16 protein-coding genes and 1 tRNA gene are annotated in these 19,803 nt (G+C 43.0%); all 17 read right to left on the reverse strand.

Features of this window, described 5'->3' with window-relative positions; translation table 11 throughout:
• Positions 1-32: 32 nt before the first annotated feature.
• The gene (locus tag ACZ47Z_RS13615; RefSeq protein WP_020437216.1) at positions 33-791 is read right to left on the reverse strand and encodes a tRNA threonylcarbamoyladenosine dehydratase; all 759 of its coding nucleotides are present in this window, start codon (positions 789-791) and stop codon (positions 33-35) included.
• 25 nt (positions 792-816) lie between these two features.
• Positions 817-1,539, reverse strand: coding sequence for a J domain-containing protein (locus tag ACZ47Z_RS13620; RefSeq protein WP_020437217.1), 723 nt, complete (start codon positions 1,537-1,539; stop codon positions 817-819).
• Between the two features lie 118 nt (positions 1,540-1,657).
• The gene (locus tag ACZ47Z_RS13625) at positions 1,658-2,065 is read right to left on the reverse strand and encodes a zinc ribbon domain-containing protein (protein WP_020437218.1); all 408 of its coding nucleotides are present in this window, start codon (positions 2,063-2,065) and stop codon (positions 1,658-1,660) included.
• A 224-nt stretch (positions 2,066-2,289) separates the two neighbouring features.
• Positions 2,290-3,180, reverse strand: a complete 891-nt coding sequence (locus ACZ47Z_RS13630; RefSeq protein WP_020437219.1) for a DUF4340 domain-containing protein — start codon at positions 3,178-3,180, stop codon at positions 2,290-2,292.
• Between the two features lie 17 nt (positions 3,181-3,197).
• Positions 3,198-4,667 carry a Gldg family protein gene (locus ACZ47Z_RS13635; protein WP_464526060.1) on the reverse strand — a complete coding sequence of 490 codons (1,470 nt, stop codon included), beginning with the start codon at positions 4,665-4,667 and terminating at the stop codon, positions 3,198-3,200.
• A 51-nt stretch (positions 4,668-4,718) separates the two neighbouring features.
• Positions 4,719-5,585, reverse strand: coding sequence for an ABC transporter permease subunit (locus ACZ47Z_RS13640; protein WP_020437221.1), 867 nt, complete (start codon positions 5,583-5,585; stop codon positions 4,719-4,721).
• A complete protein-coding gene (locus ACZ47Z_RS13645) occupies positions 5,569-6,573 on the reverse strand; it encodes an ABC transporter ATP-binding protein (protein WP_054753101.1) in 1,005 nt (334 codons plus the stop codon). Before ACZ47Z_RS13645 ends, ACZ47Z_RS13640 begins: the two co-directional genes overlap by 17 nt.
• Before the next feature lie 187 nt (positions 6,574-6,760).
• A complete protein-coding gene (locus ACZ47Z_RS13650) occupies positions 6,761-7,636 on the reverse strand; it encodes an SGNH/GDSL hydrolase family protein (RefSeq protein ID WP_054753094.1) in 876 nt (291 codons plus the stop codon).
• A 61-nt stretch (positions 7,637-7,697) separates the two neighbouring features.
• Positions 7,698-10,331: an SbcC/MukB-like Walker B domain-containing protein gene (locus ACZ47Z_RS13655; RefSeq protein WP_117824982.1), complete on the reverse strand. Its 2,634-nt coding sequence runs from the start codon at positions 10,329-10,331 to the stop codon at positions 7,698-7,700.
• A complete protein-coding gene (locus tag ACZ47Z_RS13660) occupies positions 10,328-11,488 on the reverse strand; it encodes an exonuclease SbcCD subunit D (RefSeq protein WP_464525650.1) in 1,161 nt (386 codons plus the stop codon). Before ACZ47Z_RS13660 ends, ACZ47Z_RS13655 begins: the two co-directional genes overlap by 4 nt.
• 23 nt (positions 11,489-11,511) lie before the next feature.
• On the reverse strand, positions 11,512-12,084 hold the full coding sequence (locus ACZ47Z_RS13665) for a hypothetical protein (protein ID WP_117889823.1): 573 nt from the start codon (positions 12,082-12,084) through the stop codon (positions 11,512-11,514).
• A 145-nt stretch (positions 12,085-12,229) separates the two neighbouring features.
• The gene (locus ACZ47Z_RS13670) at positions 12,230-12,790 is read right to left on the reverse strand and encodes a prolyl-tRNA synthetase associated domain-containing protein (protein WP_054753087.1); all 561 of its coding nucleotides are present in this window, start codon (positions 12,788-12,790) and stop codon (positions 12,230-12,232) included.
• Positions 12,791-12,806: 16 nt separating this feature from the next.
• Positions 12,807-14,513 (reverse strand): ABC-ATPase domain-containing protein, encoded by a 1,707-nt coding sequence (locus ACZ47Z_RS13675; protein WP_464525651.1) that lies wholly within the window; start codon positions 14,511-14,513, stop codon positions 12,807-12,809.
• A 360-nt stretch (positions 14,514-14,873) separates the two neighbouring features.
• Positions 14,874-16,988, reverse strand: coding sequence for a glutamine synthetase III family protein (locus ACZ47Z_RS13680; protein WP_464525652.1), 2,115 nt, complete (start codon positions 16,986-16,988; stop codon positions 14,874-14,876).
• Between the two features lie 294 nt (positions 16,989-17,282).
• Complete coding sequence (fba, locus tag ACZ47Z_RS13685) at positions 17,283-18,146, reverse strand: class II fructose-1,6-bisphosphate aldolase (RefSeq protein ID WP_015528648.1); 864 nt, start codon at positions 18,144-18,146, stop codon at positions 17,283-17,285.
• 335 nt (positions 18,147-18,481) lie between these two features.
• Positions 18,482-18,553 (reverse strand) — tRNA-Glu (locus ACZ47Z_RS13690).
• 237 nt (positions 18,554-18,790) lie between these two features.
• Positions 18,791-19,726: a diacylglycerol/lipid kinase family protein gene (locus ACZ47Z_RS13695; RefSeq protein WP_054753083.1), complete on the reverse strand. Its 936-nt coding sequence runs from the start codon at positions 19,724-19,726 to the stop codon at positions 18,791-18,793.
• Between the last annotated feature and the right edge of the window lie 77 nt (positions 19,727-19,803).

The following is a 19,803-nucleotide window of genomic DNA, read 5'->3' on the forward strand; positions in this document are numbered from 1 at the left end:
TTTGACTTACTCATCTCTCTTCCCCTGTCGTTCTATTCACATTTTGCCAAATCTTTAATCACTTCACCTGCAATGATCAACCCTGCCACTGATGGCACAAATGCCACACTGCCCGGAGTGGATCTGCGTTTTGCAGCCTTGTATTCCAGATTTTCCTGACAAGTTTCCTCCACATTGCAATTATCTGAAGTATCTTCCAATGGACGGATCGGCTCTTCTTCTGAATATACAACTTTCAGTTTCTTAACACCGCGTTTCTTTAATTCTCGTCGCATTACCTTCGCAAGTGGGCATACCTTAGTCTTATAAATATCCGTCACACGAAACGCACTTGCATCAAGCTTATTCCCCGCCCCCATGCTGCTGATGATCGGTATATCCAATTCTTTACACTTCATAACTAAAGCAATTTTAGCTGTCACTGTATCTACCGCATCCACAACATAGTCATATTCTTCAAAAGGAAATTCATCTGCATTATCCGGCAGAAAGAAACAATTGTGAATGTTCACTTTCGCCTCCGGATTAATATCGAGAATCCTGTCCTTCATCACTTCTGTTTTATATTGACCAACCGTCTTTCTCGTTGCAATAATCTGTCGGTTCAGATTACTCATACAGACTTTATCATTATCGATCAGATCCAGCTTTCCAACTCCGCTTCTTGCAAGAGCTTCACACACGTATCCACCGACACCACCGATACCAAATACTGCAACGCGGGCGCCTTCCAGCCTGTTCATTGCTTCCTTACCTAAAAGCAGTTCTGTTCTCGAAAACTGTGTTAACATTCTCGGTTCTCCTCTTCTATTCCTCTTACATAAATGTTCCGCCACCCGGACCGCCTCCCAGGCACAGTCCGCCACTGTTACAGCAAATATTGCACATCAGATTGGCAATACATAGTTTCACACACCAGCTACTATTATAGGTTCCCGGATATCCGTACATTGTCTGTCTTGTCTGATACCAGTTTCCGCCACCTTCCAGTTGTTGAAGTAACATCTGATACTGCATATTCTGTGGTTCCAGACGAACTGCTTCTCTCGCATGTTCCAATGCAGTCACGTTATTTCCTAATCCGGAATTCGCCGATGCGCTGTAGAAATACCATCTTGCACTATGCTGACTGATTCCGTCAAGTACGTTAAGAGCCTCTTTATAATGTCCGCTTCGTATGTAATTAGCTGCCGCATTCAGATGTGCATCTTCCTCACTCATCCCGGAAGTTCTACCCGTACTTCCTGCTGAACCATATCCATAAGAACCAAAACCGCCGAATCCTCCAAACGGGTCGTAACCTCCATAACCTGAACCATCACTCGAACCATATCCGGAAGTATATCCTTTTTCGCGTTCATCCATAATCTGCTGATAAGCCTGCTGCACTTCCTTAAACTTCGCCTCAGCCTCATCTTTCTTCGGATTATTGATATTCGCATCCGGATGATACTGTCGGCTCAGCTTTCGATAAGCTTTCTTCACATCTTCATCCGTAGCATTCCTGTCTACACCTAATATACTGTATGGATCTGACATCCTTCCTATTTCCTCGTTCTTTCTCTTGCCTTTATTCTAACAAACAGTTACTGTTCACACGATGTGCGACCAGCAACACTTGAATATCATAACAGATTGCTCGTCTCCAGTAAACCTGTCAACTCTTCTTAATAAATGTTGTTCCACATTTCGGACAGCGAATCTCAATCTTTCCCTTTCCTTTCGGAATACGAATCTTCTGTTTGCACCCCGGACATTTATAAATATGATATACCTTTCTTTGCGCCAGACTGTTCTTCTGCTGCTGAATATAAGTCCTAATCTTGTATGTCTTTGCAAGATACTTCTGATTTTCCGCATATCGTTTAGATACATTTTTGGAGAATATACGGAAATAACAATAAATGATCAATATCCATCCAAGTAAATAGAATAATGATCCTGCCCTTCCTCCTGCAAAAAATGAGGATAAGAGCACTACTATCAGTCCCCCAATAAGCAGAGCCTTAGAGAACTGATCCAATCCATACCTTCCCTGCATAAAACGTAAAAACTTTTCTTTCACACTAATCCTTCTTTCTTAAATTAATCCGCCTGCAATCTTCCATCACTCTTTACAGTAACAGTATCTTGTCATGCATTTCTTGAGTTAAGTTTTTCACAAAAATAATATGTGCTATATTCTGCGCTGTTTTCGCTCAAAAGTCAATTAAATAAATATAAAATGTGGTAACTGTCCAAAGGAAACGCACCGAATTTTCTTCGTTTTCTCCAAACAGTTACCAGTCTTTATTGATTCAATATATTATTACAGATTTCATCCGAGATCAGGTACACGATCCTGGAATCATTCATCATGACATATCTGTCTCCACTTCCATTTTCTCCTCCGATGTAAAGCGTCATGGTCTGATCTTCATCATCGCTTGTATAAGTAACTTCTACTGTGATTCTGGAAGTCGCATCCAGACCATACCCTGCAAGATCCGCATCATCTACAGAATAATCCGCCGCCTCTGACAGCTTCACAGCACCAAGTCCTCCGGCTACTGCTGCAACATCTTCTGCCTGATTCTCATTTTCGGAATCATAGGTTGTTGTCTCACCGTTCTGTGTGATCACTTCTTTTTTCAGATTTCCACTTCCGATACTTGGATAAGTATCCAACTGAGCAATCTGATCCAGTTCTGTCTGGATATCATCCAATGAAGTCGCCGGAATTGTATAAACCTTTTCCGTATCGTCCACTGTCGCATAGTAATCATTTCCGGTCGCATTCCCAACCTTGATTGTTGTCACAGTTCCATCTTCATCTGTCAGTGTAACTGTATAAGTCGGATGATCTAATCCATATTCTTCCAGCGCATCCGCATCCTCAAGTTCTCGATCCGCACTCAACTGTCCCATGGCATCAGCCACTGTCTTCGGATAACTCTGACGCAATGGAAAATCTTTATCTGCGGTATAGTACCAGGTATCTCCGTCTTTCTCAAAATTCATTTCACCCGTACCAAGATCATATTTCACCCCGGTAATCTCTGAGGTCTTCAGGTCTGTCACTTTCACCGTTTCTTCTTCCTTGGAATCCTGCTTCTTATTCCATGTGCTTAAGGCAAAATAGAGGATAAGGAGCAACACCAGAACACCGATCAGAATCACTGGCCCTTTCTTTTTCTTCATTCTAATTTTCTTCCTCCTTAAGCTTTTCTTCTTCTGAACCATACGCTGAATCCGGCGATCAGAATCACTGCCGGGATTCCAAAGATTACAAGAAGGCTGAACAGACCGGCATGCTGTATCGTATTATACTCTGTTCCAAGGCTCTTTGCCTCGATGGACAGATTCTGTACTCCGTCAAAGTTTGCACTTACTGCATTCATAAAGATCTGTGTATTCTCAAGCTGTGAAAATGCATCTGTAATATTCTGATCGATCAGACTTCCTGCGGAGATCACCGTCAGACGGGCTTCTGTTGTACTGCTTTCCTCAGAATCTTCCGTACTTTCACTATCATCAGTTGTTGTATCTGTTGCCTCGGCATCTGAACTATTCGAAGAAGAATCATCTCCCGAAGAAATTGTCTCTGTTGCGACAACTCCAAGTTCATACGTTCCCTGTTTCTGTTCGGACTCTGTTACTGCGTATCCATTTTCCGATGTCTCCATGAATGCACTTGTTGTTATCGTATCTCGTGTCGGATCTGTCAATGTCATTCCATGTGCATTCGTCAAAAGCACCATCTGAGAACTGATTCCGTTCGCAAGATCACCGGATACATTCAGCTGTGGGAAGATATAATATGGCTGGTTCTGATAACATCTTGTCGGATCCGCAATATAACCATCTACACCTTCAATTCCATACACCTTCAGCACACTTGCCAGATTTGGGAAATCCGTCAGAGAGGTATCCCCAAGCAGACACATCACTTTTCCACCTGCTGCCAGATAATTTGTCAGAAGTGTCACTTCATTTTCTGAAAGGTCATTCGTCGGTGCATTCATAAGCAGAAGATCACAATCATCCGGAATGGAATCTGCCATCAGAAGGTTCAGCTCTGTCAGCGTGTAATTATTTTTACTCATCAAATCTGTAACTGTAGATGACAGTTCCGCCTCTCCATGCCCGCTTACTTTATAGATTGTCTTCTGCACATCACTTGTCACATAATTCACCGCACTTGTCAACTGACCATCTCCGTCAAATTCTGAATAAGATGCATTTCCTGAATAATAGGAAGACATATCCATAACAAGAATCTTGTCAAAAGAAATAGTTGTTGTCTTTCCTGTTGCTTCACAAGATACAACAATTGTATTTTCGGATGCATTATACTCTGTCAATGCTGACGGATGCAGAACCGGATCGATCCACTCAACATTGATCTTATCTGAAAGTGCTGCATATTTACTGATAAATGTCTTAATCCTGTCATCCGTGTCTTTCTTTACCGCAAGAACTTTCATATCGACTTTATCATTCAATCCGCTCAGCAGATCCTTTGTTGTATCTGAAATTTCATAAATCTTTGTACTGCTCATATCCAGATTGCGATAAGCTTCCGGGATCTGTCCGATTACCAGATTGAACACAATAACAATCGCGATTACAAGTACTGTCAGCCCCACACTGTAAGATCCGTGCTTTGTACCGGAGGTGTGGAACATCCCTTTGATCTTTCCTGTTGTTTTCTTTCTTCTATCCACTTTCATGCCCTCCTAATTCCAACGTCTCTTCTGGATTGCCTGTACTGTCAGGAACACAAAGACTACGATCAGTGAAAGATACAGCGCGATTCCTGTTATATCTACAATACTGTTCGAAGTGATATCCGTAAATACATCTGCAAGTGCCAGTCTTCCAAGCATCTTTGTCAGCAGGTTTTCATAAAGACTTGATTTCACAAAGTACACGACCACACCGGCGATCACACCAACTGCTTCGATCACACCGGCAATCACTATATTTCCTGTCATCTGATAAATATAAACAACAATCAGAGTCAGAATGATAAGCACACCGACCAATCCGCTGACTGCACTGCTTGGAAGCATGGAAAGAATTCCATTCCAAAGATACAAGATAAGCAGAATACCAAATGTACTGATAAATGCGATCATCTGACTTTCTGTCAGAGCAGACAGGAACATGCCAATCGCCGCATATACACAGCCCAACAGGAAGAATACCCCGATGGATATGTAATCTACTTTCAGATATGCAGTTCCCTGTGCCTTAATGATTAATGGGAACGCACAGAAGATCACATTCGGGATTCCAATTACCGTTACCATTGCAAGATATTTTCCAAGCACAACCTTCCACAGACTGACCGGAGCTGTCAGAAGCAGCTGATCTGTCTTATTTTTACGCTCTTCTGAAAAACTGCGCATCGTGATCAGCGGAATCCCTACGATAAATACGATCAGTGTACCTGAAAGCGTATAGGAAAAGTATGGATATCCGGCTGTCAGGTTATATGCCATAAAGTAGATTCCTGTAAATGCAATAAGAAATGCAACAAACACGCATCCCACCATAGACTGAAAATAGGAGCGTACTTCTCTTTTATAAATCGCCAGCATCTTTCATGTCCTCCGTTTCCTTCTTCTTCGCCTTTTCTGCATATTCTTCTGCTGCCCTGTCGCTCTGCGTCAGTTCCATAAAGACATCTTCAAGACTTACCTGCAGCGGATTCAGTTTCAGCAGTGGCTGATGATTCTGTGCAAATGCCTGAAATATTTTCTCACGTATATCTGTATTTTTCTTTTCCTGAACCTGAGCCCATGTGATTCCATTTTCCAGATGCTTTGTAGAAATGCTTCGAATTCCATCTACTGTCTCAAGAATTCTTCGAACTTCGTCCGGGCTTGCTTTCGTCTCGATCTCAATCAGATCAGAATCTCCCAGATTCCGTTCCAGGTTCTCCGGCGTGTCACTTGCGACCAGTTTTCCTTTGGAAATGATCAAAATATAATCGCAGACTTCACGGACTTCCGCCAGAATATGAGAACTCAAAATCACTGTGTGTTTCGTTGCAAGCTGTCGGATCAGTTCACGGATCTCTATGATCTGTTTTGGATCAAGTCCGACACTTGGTTCATCAAGAATAATGATCTCCGGAAATCCAAGCACTGCCTGTGCCAGTCCGACTCTCTGACGGTATCCTTTCGACAGATTCCTGATCAGACGGTTTTCCACTTCCCAGATCTTCACCATCTTCTCTACTTCATTGATAGACTCTTCTCTTTTATTCTTAGCGATTCCTTTCAACTCCGCTACAAATTCCAGATATTCACGGACTGTCATCTCCATATACAACGGTGGCAATTCCGGCAGATAACCAATCTGCTTTTTCGCCTCCTCAGGTTCTTTCAGAATATCATGTCCATTGATCAGTACTTCTCCTTCGGTAGCACCGAGGTATCCTGTCATAATATTCATCGTTGTTGATTTTCCCGCCCCATTCGGTCCAAGAAAGCCGTAGACATGCCCTTCCTCTATTGTGAAGTTTAAATGATCTACTGCTGTATGATTTCCATACTTCTTCACAAGATTCTTTACTTCTATCAAAGTCTTACCTCCCTATATTTCTTCCAGTCTATATCTATGCAGACAAACCGGGATTTTTGACCTTTCAAAAGTATCAGGATTCTGTGAATGTTTTGTGTTATAAATGTGACAGTTCTATTTCTTGTAAAACGAAAAAGCATTCTCTGCATTGTTCCATATAAGAACCAACACAAAGAATGCTTCTTTTTTACTTTTCGTATTCCTTACAAACCAGATCTGCAATGATCTGCTGCCCCTGAGAATCCGGATGTACTCCGTCTTTCTGCAGATGAGATATTACAGATGACTGATACACATCCGCAACTTCATAATCGTATTTTCCCGCACGTTTTTCAATGATCGCGTTCATATTTTCAATAATGTCTTCTACAATTTTATTCAGTGTAGACGGAAGCTTCATATTTCCTGCCGGATTATAAATTGTAGTCACGATCACTTTTGCATCGTCCTTTTTCAATGAATTTACTGTCTTCATCATCTGGATCCATTCTTTTTCAAAGGAATTATAATCCCAGTTGTTCAACGCGTTGATCGCACTCAGCACAAGCAGCGGATTCTTCTTTACAGACTCTTTCAAAGATGCAAGTGCCTCATCCGCACTTTTAAATTTTGTATCTGTCTTCAGGATTTCCTGAACCACACGCTTACATTCGTTGAGCAGGTCATTCGAACCAATTGTTATAAAAATAACATCTGCTTTTGCAAGATTCGTCTGCACATCCTGCTTTGACAAATACTTTTCGTTCAATCCTGCTGTATCAAGACCTGTTCTTGCATAATTGTGATAAATATATCTGCACCCTTCGCTATATGCTATTTCCTTTGCTGCCAGACTTCCATAATTCTCCATCCAGGATTTATCGCAAGTGTAACCTTTCGCAATACTGTCTCCAAGTACTGTGCAATAAAGCTGATGTGGGCGTGCTGTTTCCTCCGTATTTTCTGTTCCGGATACCGGAAGAGTCCCTGTCAGCAGCATCCCTGCGCTGAGCAGAACTGCCAACATCCTTCTTCCGTATCTTGAAATCCTTCCTTTTCTTTCTCTCATTCCATTTTGTTTCATTTTCCGCACCTGCCTGTATTCTGTCCTTCTTCGTAGCTGTCCCTATTATTGCCTTATGCTTTTAGATTTCCCATTTTGCCTGACTTCCATGCTCCATCTTTGTAATATTTAATTTCCAGTCAATCTGCTCTTTCAATTCATTTACATGGGAAATGATTCCAACCAGTCCTTTCTCTCCTGCAAGTTCTTTGAGAATCTGAATTGCACGGTCTCTTGATGCATCATCCAGAGATCCGAATCCTTCATCTACAAACATCGTCTCCAGACTTACAGCTCCCGCCGTATTCTGGATAATATCTGCAAGTCCCAATGCCATTGATAAGGCTGCCATGAAGGATTCTCCTCCTGAAAGAGACTTCACATCTCTGACAGAATCTGTCACCAGATCATAGACATCCAGATCAAGTCCGGCCTGTCCCTGACTGCTCAGATCCTGAATCTCCCTGCACTGTAAAATAAATTCATTTGATGTCATCCGCGCCAACCTGCGGTTTGCCGCCTGAATGATCTGCCGGAAATAAGTCCGCTGTACATACGTCTCAAAATCAAGTTTCACACTGCCGCTCAAATTGCCATTTGCAGTCTTGCTCAGGTTGGAAAGTACCTCATATTCTTTTCGCAGAGCTTCCTGCGAAGAAAAATATTGTTTCAGGTTCTTGTACGCATTCTGGTTACCTGTCCATCTGCTGTGAAGCTGCATCTGATGATCCTGTTTTTCTTTCAACAGATGTTCTACTTCATTTCGCTTTTCTATCTCCTGCTGCGGATCTTCCCGCTTTTCGCCTGCAGTCTGTTCCTTCAGCGTCTCGATCTTTGCCTTTTTCTCTAACAGCTGGCGGTCATGTTCTTTCACTTCTTTGTCTTTCTCCCGCCACCCTTCGATCCACTGTTTCGCCTCACGGAATTCTTCCTGTGAAGTAAATTCCTGTCGGCTGATCTCCTCTCGGAACTCTTCCTGCTCTTTTACAAAACGCTTCTCAAGTTCTGCCTTCTGGCCTCGAAGTCCCTCCAGTTTTCCTGCCTGACGTCTGCTTTCCTCCGTCATCTTACGGCACTGTTCCTGTGCCTGCTTTGTTTCATTCTTCTTCCGATCCAGTTCAACCTGCATCTTCTGAAGCTCTTCTTTCACCTGCTCTTCTTTCACAGGATTATCTCCGAGAATACGTTGTTCTGATTCAAGCTGTGCTTTACATATCTGAAACTTTTCCTGCTGCTGTATTCTTTTTTGTTCCAGCAGATCACGTCTTTGCTTCAGTTTCTCTACCGTCTCTTTATCCGGTGCTTCTCCGGAAATCTTTGCCGGATGCGGATGTTCTACTGATCCGCAGACCGGACACGGCGTGCCTTCCTGTAATTCCTTTGCCAGGATTCCCGCCTGCTCCTGAAAGAATTTCGCATATGCTTCCTCATACTGAGCTGATGCTTCCTGACAATTCTGTATACAACGCTGCATTGCCCCTGTCTGATTTTCATATTCTTTCGAATACTTACGCACATTTGCGTAATGTGGAAGAAGATCCAATAACTGTGAAATTCTTTTCAGCATTTCCGGTTCTACCTTTGCAAAAACTTCTTCCAATTCTTCCGCTTTTTCTTTAACCTCAGAAAGTTCCTTTTCCTGTTCCTTCTGCCATACAGTAATCTGCTCGATCTCGCCCTGTATCTGCCGCACGGATTTCGCTGTTCGAAGAGCCTGCACTTCCAGATGTCTCGCCTGCTCTGCCCGGTGTCCAAGCCCTGCCTGAACCCGACAAGTTTCCATCTCGTCCTGTTTTGCATTCAGAAGAAGCAGACTCTTCTCTTCCATTTCCAAACGATCAAATATCTTATTCTTCTCTTCTTTCTTCTGAATCAGCATTCGAAGTGTTTCTGACTGTTTCTTAAGTTCCTCTGATTCTTTCTTTAAGACTTTTCCACAACTTTCTTCATATTCGAGAAAGTTTTTCACAGCCTCCAGAACCTTTTCCCCTTCCGGCATGGATAACTCACAGAGTTCTTTCCACTGATCTGCCAGTTCCTGCTGTTCTGCATTCTCCGGTTCCACACGCTCCATCTCACGCCGGATGTCTGATTCACTTTCCTTCAGCGCAATATACAGATCTTTTCCTTTTTCTTTCAGCGCTTCCTGAATCCGCCAGTAGATCTGTGTCTGGAAAATCTGCGAGAAGATCTTTTTACGTTCTTTCGATTCTGCATGAAGAAGCTTTAAGAAATCTCCCTGTGCGATCATGGAAATCTGCGTAAACTGCCCCGCATCAAGACCAATGATTTCCTGAATCTTCTGGTCTGTCTCTCGCTTCTTCCCCTGATATTCCCTTCCATCCGGAAGAAGGAGACTCACCTTCGCTGTCTCTTTCACATACCGGAGGCTTCCATCTGCTTTTCTTCTCTTCCCTACCCGGAGATATTCCGGATTACGGCGCACGGTATATTCCTGTCCCCGATAAGAAAACACATATTCAACATAAGTGTCTGTGTCTTCTGATGCATACTGGCTGCGCATCATATTTCCATCTCTGCGTCCGCCACTCGTCCGGTCATACAGCGCATACATGATTGCATCAAAGATGGTTGTTTTTCCTGCACCCGTATCTCCGGTAATCAAAAATAATCCACTGTGAATCTTTGTAAAATCTATCTCCTGGACGCCCGCATAAGATCCGAATGCGGACATCGTCAATCTCACCGGTCTCATACGTCTTCCCCTTTCATTTCACTTAGAATCTCTCTTAAGATCTTTTGTTCCTGCTCAGACATTTCCTGCCCCTGCATCTCTTTGTAGAAATCACAAAATGTTTCAAACGGAGTACCGATCCATATCTGTTCTTCAGAAAATTCCAGCTTCTGTCTCGTCCTTTCATTATCCATCCGTACTTCGAGGATATGATGGAACTTTCTTTCCAACTGTTCCTTCGGTTTGTACGGATCAACCTCATCTGTCAGCGTTACACTGACATAATCTTCACTCCCGGTTCCGTCCTCCGCTTCAAGGATCTCTTCCAGCGTTCCCCTAAGTTTTCTCACATCACGAAGTGGATGCAGCGGCAGCTTCTGAATCTCCGGCTCACTACCTTTTTCTTTCAGTTCAACTACATGAAGTGTCTTCTTCTGGTTTGCCTCACTGACAGAATATTTCAACAATGTTCCGCAGTAGCGGATCTTCTCCTGACCGACTCTCTGTGCTCCGTGTAAATGTCCGAGTGCCACATAGTCAAACTCCTGTACTACGGAAATATCTACATTATCAATGCCTCCGACAGATAATACTTCTGATTCACACGTTGTTGGAGTCTCCCCCTTCCCTGTATAAAACTGATGGGAAACCAGTACATTTCTTCTGGAAAAATCAATCTTCTCCCGTTCCAGAATTCCTTGTACAGCTGCCGTATAACTCTCCGGCACCTCTCCGCCAAAGATCTTGCGCACATATCCAGGCTTCAAAAATGGAAGCAGCCAGAAATCCACTTCACCAAACGCATCTGTCAAAGTAATCTTTTTCAGACCATCCTCTTCTTCCTCCGGAACCTGACCCGCAATATAAATCTGATGGCTTCCAAGCAAACGACTGGCATAATCAAGCCGCTGTGCAGAATCATGATTTCCCGATATGATAAGAACCGGAATCGCCGGTTCAATCTTAGCCAGAGCTGTCAAGAATTCATCAAACAGACTTACCGCTTCTCCTGATGGCACGGATTTATCATAGATATCTCCAGCAATAACAATTGCATCCGGATGTATGGACGCTGCATATGAAAGAACCTCCGCAAGGATATGTTCCTGATCCTCCCGGAGGTTATAATGATGTAATTGCTTTCCTATATGCAGGTCTGATAAATGAAAAAATTTCATATCGTCACCTCATTACAGTAAATTTACTTCTTTCCCGGATTCTTCCAGATCCAGATTGCTGCTACAATACCAAGCATATACAGAATGTTCACAAGAACGACCGGATTATCCTTCAGTAAAGCGACAACTGCTACAATTGCTGCAAGTATCGCCGCAAGCTGAAGCACCTTGAGAAGCTTCTCATTCCGGCTCTGTCTTGCTTTCTGTAAGCATTCCAGTCTGCGCTGTTCCAACGTCAGATATTCCAGCATATCTTCCGGCCGAATCTTAGAAAGAATCACTTCTTCTCTGGAAAACTTCTTCTCCCCACTGCGGTGGAAAATACTCTTGATCTGATCGATCTTTTCCTTCCGGTTCTGCGGATCTTTAACCGCCTGCTCATACTCTTCCTCGGCTACACGATCCTCCGCAGTCTCTTTGTAATAATCTTCCAGCTTCTGCGCCGGTTCTACCGGTGGCTGTACAGGATGTGTTGGTTCCGTATTCACCGGTGGTATCGCCTCTGTCTCCACTGGCGGAATCTCCTCCGCATCCACCGGCTGCTCGACTACTCCTGATGTATTCACTTCATCTATCACTTTATTTTCCTCAGACACGCTAGTCCTCCTTTTTATCTTCTCTGCATCAATCCTGAAAATGATACCTACTATTCGCATATCAACATATAAATTATAGCAAATGCACGAAAAATATACAACCAACAAGAAATGGACTTAGTGTCGATTAATCATATTTTCATTACTACTGTTGTTCCTCCGCTCCCGGAAGTTTCACCATCTTCGGCGCATGCTTAAGTGCCGGAATGATCTTTGCGATCAAATCAGATGTACGAATCTTCAGACTGGATGTGTTGATGCACGGATGACAGCCAAAATACGGATCTTTCATTATATCCTCATCGATCAGAAGCTGTACTTTCCCCTCTGTATCATTCATAAGTCCCATAACGCTGACGGATCCCGGTGTAATATCCAGATACTTCTCCATATACTCCGGTTTTGCAAAGGAAAGTCTGGCAGAGCCTATCTGTGCCGACAGATTCTTTGTCTTGAATGGCTTGTCACCCGGCATCAGAAGCAGATAAAAGTCTGTTTCCTGTCGATTGCAAAGGAACAAGTTCTTGCAGATTGCGGTTCCATCTCCAAGTGTTCTATCGATCTCTTCACAGGCTTCCATCGTCATTGCCGCCTCATGGTCTACTCTCTGGTATTCCACACCAAGCTTGTCGAGGAAATCATATACCCTGATTTCCTTTTCTAATCTTCCTTCTGTGTTTTCTGGTCTTCCATTCTCTAATTTCATATTATCAACTCCTATGTCATACTAACCTAAGTGCTCTATATCTGTCAAAACATGCAAATATTTCCTGTCTTCTCGGCACTGCCATACAGGATACACTGGATGTACTCTCGCATAATTCCGCCAGCGATTTATTCTGCATCACTTCTTCCAACTCATCTACAATCTGAATCAGATTCTTCTTTCCGTCAATCAAATGTTTCTGTGCATATCGTACACAGTATCCAAGTGCTGCCACCTGTTCGTTATCCGCAATCTGCTCTAAGTATCTCAGATCGATCGTATCCCGGTTGATCATCACAGATTCTTTCCCCATCGTCTTCATCTTGATCCTGTCATTTCCGCGAAATGCTTTATCCGGTCGCGGCACTCTGTCATAAGTCGGTTTCTCTGCCGGCTGCTCCGGCACGCTGATCTGTGGGAAATTCTCTGCTTCTTTTTTCGCCAGTACTGTAATGTCTTTCGGAACATAACGATCCATCTGGATAATACTGTCTGCAATATGGAAATAAGCTCCCGAACTTCCTGCAACGATCACTGTCGAGATTCCATAGTTTTCATACAATTCCCTGATTCTTTCAATAAATGGTGTGATCGGTTCCATCTCTCTGTGGATCACGCGCTGCATCAGCTCATCACGGATCATAAAGTTCGTTGCACTCGTATCTTCATCAATCAGGAACAGAGATGTTCCCGCCTCAATTCCTTCGATCACATTTGCCGCCTGTGAAGTACTTCCACTTGCATCTTCTGTACAGAATGATGTCGTATCTTTTCTGTTCGGAAGATCGTTGATGAACATGGAAATATCTGTCTTCTGGATACTTCTTCCATCCTCCGCACGCAATTTCACTGCTGTCGCATCTGTGATCACATACTCTCTTCCATCCCCTGCGATGTGATTGTACACTCCAAGTTCCAATGCTTTCAAAAGTGTTGATTTTCCGTGATAACCTCCGCCGACGATCAAGGTAATCCCCTTACGGATTCCCATACCGGTAATCTTTCCTTTATGCGGAAGTTCCAGTGTCACTTCCTGTTCCTTCGGAGACTGGAAGGCGATTCCGTCACGCATCGGCCGGGATGAGATTCCGGATTCCCTTGGCAGTACACTTCCGTTTGCCACGAAGGCACAAAGACCAAGTTTCGGAAGTTCTTTACGGATATACTCCTGGTCTTCTGCAAGATCTACGATTCTTCTCAATCTCTTTGCATCCAGATTCTTGTAAAACAGGGATGCCTTTACGCACTCCGGAACAAAATCAAATAAAATCTTCTCTAACTCTCTCGCATTGATTGTTCGTCCATTTGCCGGAAATCCGATTTCCATTCTAAGAAGGATATTCCCGTTCTCCGGCTGAATCTGACACGCTGTTCTCTCCAGAACTTCCTGTCCGCATCTGCTGACAGAGATCAGACCACTCTTACCTGAACCTTTTGCCTTGAATGCAAACCGTTCTGCCCTTCTTCCAAACTGGCGCAGCAATTCGTCCTGAAGTGCAATTCTCTGACATTTTCCACAATATAATTCCTGTGGGAATCCTGCTGTCTTCCCACTCACCAGTACACTTACCTTTGACGGTGACGCAAACGGATCTCCCTGTACGTGATCGATCGATAAAACATATCCCGGAAATCGGTACTGTCCTTTTGTATCTTTATAAGCCGGATATCCCCGGTGATCTATTCTTGATAATAAACTTCTAAGTTCTGCTTCTGACTGCATTTTTATTCCACTCTTTCTTTTTCTCATTCGTGCAGAATACGCTCAAACTGCACGAACCATTTCTCATTATACAACATTTTTTGCTCTCTTGCATGCAAGAGTCATGCCGCTTGCATGATCTGTACAGCAAAAGGTTACTGTTCACTCCCGTGTCAATCACTCCGCTGATTGACACGGAGGATGCGTGTTTTGACTTGAATGCATCTCGCCCCATCGCCAAAGGCGATTTAAAATGGCGAGATGCGTTGCTGGTCGCACATCGTGTGAACAGTAACAGCAAAAAGAAGCCATTATCCAGACTCTTTATCCGAATAATGACTTCCAATCATTTACTTCAAATTACTTTTCTGTAATACAATTTTATACCTCGAAGATCAGGTCTCCGTAAGATGGCATTGGCCAAGCTTCTTTATCCACGATCATCTCAAGTTTGTCAACCGGTGCACGGAGTGCATCCATAGCCGGAACAACCTCTGTATGATAGTATGTAGCCTGTACTTCGCCTTCTTCTTTTGCTGCTGCCTCACCTGTCACTTTTACAAGCCTATCAAGCGCTGCCTTTGTCTCAGCCATCAGAGCACTTACTTCCTTAAGTGCCTCTGTCTGAACTGTCGCATCAACACCTGCTGCCTTCACAGCATTAATTGTATCTGCCAGTGTCTTTGTATACTTGATAAATGCCGGCAGGAACTGTTTGCTTGCCATATCGATCATAGTACGAGCTTCAATATTGATTGCCTTAGCATATGCCTCATACTGAATCTCTGCACGAGACTCAAGCTCTGCTTTTGTGAATACATTAAATCTCTCAAACAATTCTACAGCCTTCTCTGTTGTGATCGCCGGAATTGCTTCAACCATAGACTTAATGTTCGGAAGTCCTCTTCTCTCAGCCTCTGCAACCCACTCATCAGAGTATCCGTTTCCGTTGAAGATGATTCTCTGGTTCTCTGTCAGGTATTCTTTAATCAGATCATGTACTGCAAGATCAAAGTCATCTGCTTTCTCAAGAATATCACATGCATCTGCAAATGCTTCCGCAACAATTGTGTTCAGTACGATATTCGGGTTTGCAATAGAATCTCTTGATCCAACCATACGGAACTCGAACTTATTTCCTGTAAATGCGAACGGTGATGTTCTGTTTCTGTCTGTTGCATCTTTGAACAGATCTGGAAGTGTACTTACACCTGTCTCCAGCTTTCCGCCCTTCAGACTATGTGTAGCTTCTCCTGTGCTGATCAGCTGCTCAACAACATCCTCAAGCTGTTCTCCAAGGAAGATAGAGATAATTGCCGGAGGTGCCTCGTTTGCTCCAAGTCTGTGGTCATTTCCCGGATCTGCTGCGGATTCTCTAAGCAGATCTGCATGTACATTAACCGCTTTCATAATGCAGGCAAGTACAAGAAGGAACTGTGTATTCTCATGAGGTGTCTTACCTGGTTCGAGAAGATTGATTCCATCATCTGTAGTAATAGACCAGTTGTTGTGCTTACCGGATCCGTTAACTCCTGCGAACGGTTTCTCGTGAAGCAGACATTTCAGCCCATGCTGACAAGCTACTCTCTTCAATGTCTGCATTGTCAGCTGATTCTGATCTACAGCGATATTAGCTTCTGTATAAATCGGAGCCAGCTCATGCTGTGCCGGTGCAACCTCGTTATGCTGTGTCTTTGACGGAACACCCACCTTCCAAAGCTGGATATTTACATCTCTCATGAAAGATGCAATTCTCTGACGGATTGTTCCGAAGTAATGATCGTCAAGCTCCTGTCCTTTCGGAGGCATTGCCCCAAAAAGTGTACGTCCTGTGTAGATCAGGTCTTTTCTTTCTTCAAACTTCTCTGCATCTACAAGGAAGTACTCCTGCTCTGCTCCAACAGATGGAGTAACCTTCTTAGATGTTGTATTTCCAAATAAACGAAGAAGTCTTAATGCTTCTTTATTGATCGCTTCCATAGAACGAAGCAGTGGTGTCTTCTGATCCAGTGCCTCTCCTGTGTAGGAGCAGAATGCTGTCGGGATGCAAAGTGTAGCTCCGCCTGCGTCCTGTCTTACGAATGCCGGTGATGTACAATCCCATGCTGTATATCCTCTTGCCTCGAATGTTGCTCTCAGTCCTCCTGACGGGAATGAAGATGCATCTGGCTCACCCTTGATCAATTCCTTTCCTGAGAAAGTCATCAGAACCTTTCCGCTCGGAAGTGGAGCTGAGATAAAGGAATCATGCTTCTCTGCTGTAACTCCTGTAAGTGGCAGGAACCAGTGTGTATAGTGAGTCGCTCCTTTTTCAATCGCCCATTCTTTCATCTCGTGAGCAATAACATCTGCTGTCTCGAGATCCAGATCTTTTCCTTCTTCAATTGTCTTTCTCAGATTCTTGTAAACTTTCTTTGGCAGACGCTCCTGCATAACTGTATCATTAAATACATTTTCTCCAAAGATGTCAGCTACATTGAATAATTCTGTGCTCATACCCTATACCTTCCTTTTCTCTTAATTCTTCGATTACTGTTCACTGCAATGAACAATATTCGATTGCACTACGGGAAACCCCATAATAGATTACCTCTCAGGAAATCATCCGTCTGATCCAGTCAGATCAGATCTGATTTTATTCCATCCAATCTGATTCAATCATGCGGATCATTTCCCAAGCGATAAAAAAAGGGCACTCCAATTATAATTGGAACGCCCTTGTTCTGTCTACGTGAGTCAGTATACCTCAACTTGCTTTAAAACGCAAGTGCTTTTTTAAAAAAGTTCTTCTCAGGCTTTTCCGACAGATCCGAATAACTCCATCTTCTCTTTTACTGTTTCCATGATTGCGTCTGCACCTGGTTTGAGAAGTTTACGTGGGTCAAATCCTTTACCCTCAAGATCTTTTCCTGCTTCGATGTACTTACGTGTAGCATCTGCGAAAGAAAGCTGACACTCTGTATTAACGTTGATCTTAGCAACTCCAAGAGAGATTGCTTTCTTGATCATATCTTCCGGGATACCTGTACCACCGTGAAGTACGAGTGGCATTGCTCCTGTACGCTGCTGAATAGCATCCAGAGTCTCAAAGCTTAATCCTTCCCAGTTTGCCGGATATTTACCATGAATGTTACCGATACCTGCTGCCAGGAAATCGATTCCCAGATCAGCTACTCTCTTACACTCTTCCGGATCAGCGCACTCACCTCTTCCGATAACTCCATCTTCTTCTCCACCGATGGATCCAACTTCTGCTTCGATTGACATTCCGTGCTCGTGAGCGATCTTAACGAGTTCTTTTGTCTTCTCAACGTTCTCGTCGATTGGATAATGAGATCCGTCAAACATGATTGATGAGAATCCTGCTTCTACACATTTCAGGCATCCTTCGTAGCTGCCGTGGTCAAGATGAAGAGCAACCGGAACTGTGATTCCGAGTTCTTCCATCATTCCGTTTACCATACCTACAACAGTCTTATATCCTGTCATGTACTTTCCTGCACCCTCAGATACACCAAGGATAACTGGTGAGTTGAGTTCCTGTGCTGTTGTAAGAATAGCCTTTGTCCACTCAAGATTGTTGATATTGAACTGTCCTACTGCGTAGTGGCCTGCTTTTGCTTTCTGAAGCATTTCTGTAGCTGATACTAACATATTTCTTTCCTCCAATTCTTAAAGATCCTGACACCCGTGAAAACCATCAGGAATTATTTATTTAGAATTCTTCTATATTATAGCGTATTAATTTATAAATGACAATCTTATGTTTTGCATAAAAAACAGTACGCAGTTACAATTATCGTTAACATTTTCACAAGGGTTTCTTCTGCCCTCTGTGGATTGTTCTTATTTTTGTACAATATAACCAATAATTATTTATTCGGTATAACCGCACTTTTCTCCTTTTGCTAACTCTGTATTTCTGATTCGTGATTTACTAAAAGATTTTCAAAGCACAAAAAAAGCTCGTAAATACGAGCTTTTTTCAGTGACTCCGAGGGGAATCGAACCCCTGATTCCAGCGTGAGAGGCTAGCGTCTTGACCGCTTGACCACGGAGCCTTATTCATTTTCGTCTGTGTCTTTTTTGTTACCGCCACAAGACAATAGTTATTATATACCAGGCTTTCAGAAAATGCAACCCCTTTTTTTAATTTTTTTCAAAAAAAATTTATTTTTCTTTCAAATTGCCGTTTTTCGTTGATTTTACGCGGTTTTCGGCGATTGTTCAACAAGCTTCAATTTCAAAAAAAGGGGTGATTTTCTAAAATATCACTGAAAATTTTTCAGATTATGTGTTTAGACTTCCTCTGCTTCCACCAACTGTTCACTCAGATCTTCTACGGCTTCTTCCTTAACCATAATCTGAAGTGCCTGGTTTTTATTCTTAATTACAACTTCTTCATGAGTACCGCCGTACTCTCCATCCAGCGTCCATGGAATTGTCTCAACAGATTCAAAACGGACTTCACCACTCTTGAAGGAGTATATTCTGTCTGAATTAATCTGACGCATCACAACTGCCCCCAGCAGTTCGTTCAACTCGACTGGATTCTTTGGTGTTTTAAAGAGTGTCACCTCAAAAACACCATCATCAAAAATAACATTTTCTCCTGTGATTCTTTTGAATCCTCCTACAGAGCGTGAATTTGTCACCATTCCAAAGATAAACTCATCTTCAATCGTCTCTCCGTCATGTGTGACTTTGATCTTATAAGACGGAATATTGAACAGTCTCTTGGTTCCTTCCAGAATATAAGCCATATGACCAAGAATATTCTTCATACTCTGCTTCGTCTCATATGACACGTCTGTGAAAATGCCAAAGGCTGCAATATATACGAAGTAGTCATCGTTAAACTGACCGATATCAAAGGAAAATGGTGTTCCTGTTACAATTGTATCTGCGGCCTCCAGCATATTCTTGGAAATATGCAGACTACTTGCAAAATCATTCGTTGTTCCGGCCGGAATATATCCGATCGGCGTCTTATTTTCTCGCATCATCATACCGGTCACGACTTCATCTAATGTACCATCTCCGCCACTACATGCCACGAGATCATATTCTTCTGTGTACTCACTGACTTTTCTTACAGCATCCTGACTTCTTTGTGTAGGATAAACCGTCACCTCATATCCGCCCTTCACAAAAGTGTCGATCACATCTGAAAGTTTCGGCTTCAGAAGTCCCATTCCTGAATTCGGATTGTAAACAAATAGCATTCTTTTCATAAACAAATACCTCCTTATTCAAAAATCATTTGTGTTCACATCAGCTGCAAACTCTCCCCCATAGAAAAAGATGGCTG

Source organism: Mediterraneibacter faecis (genome assembly GCF_055383675.1).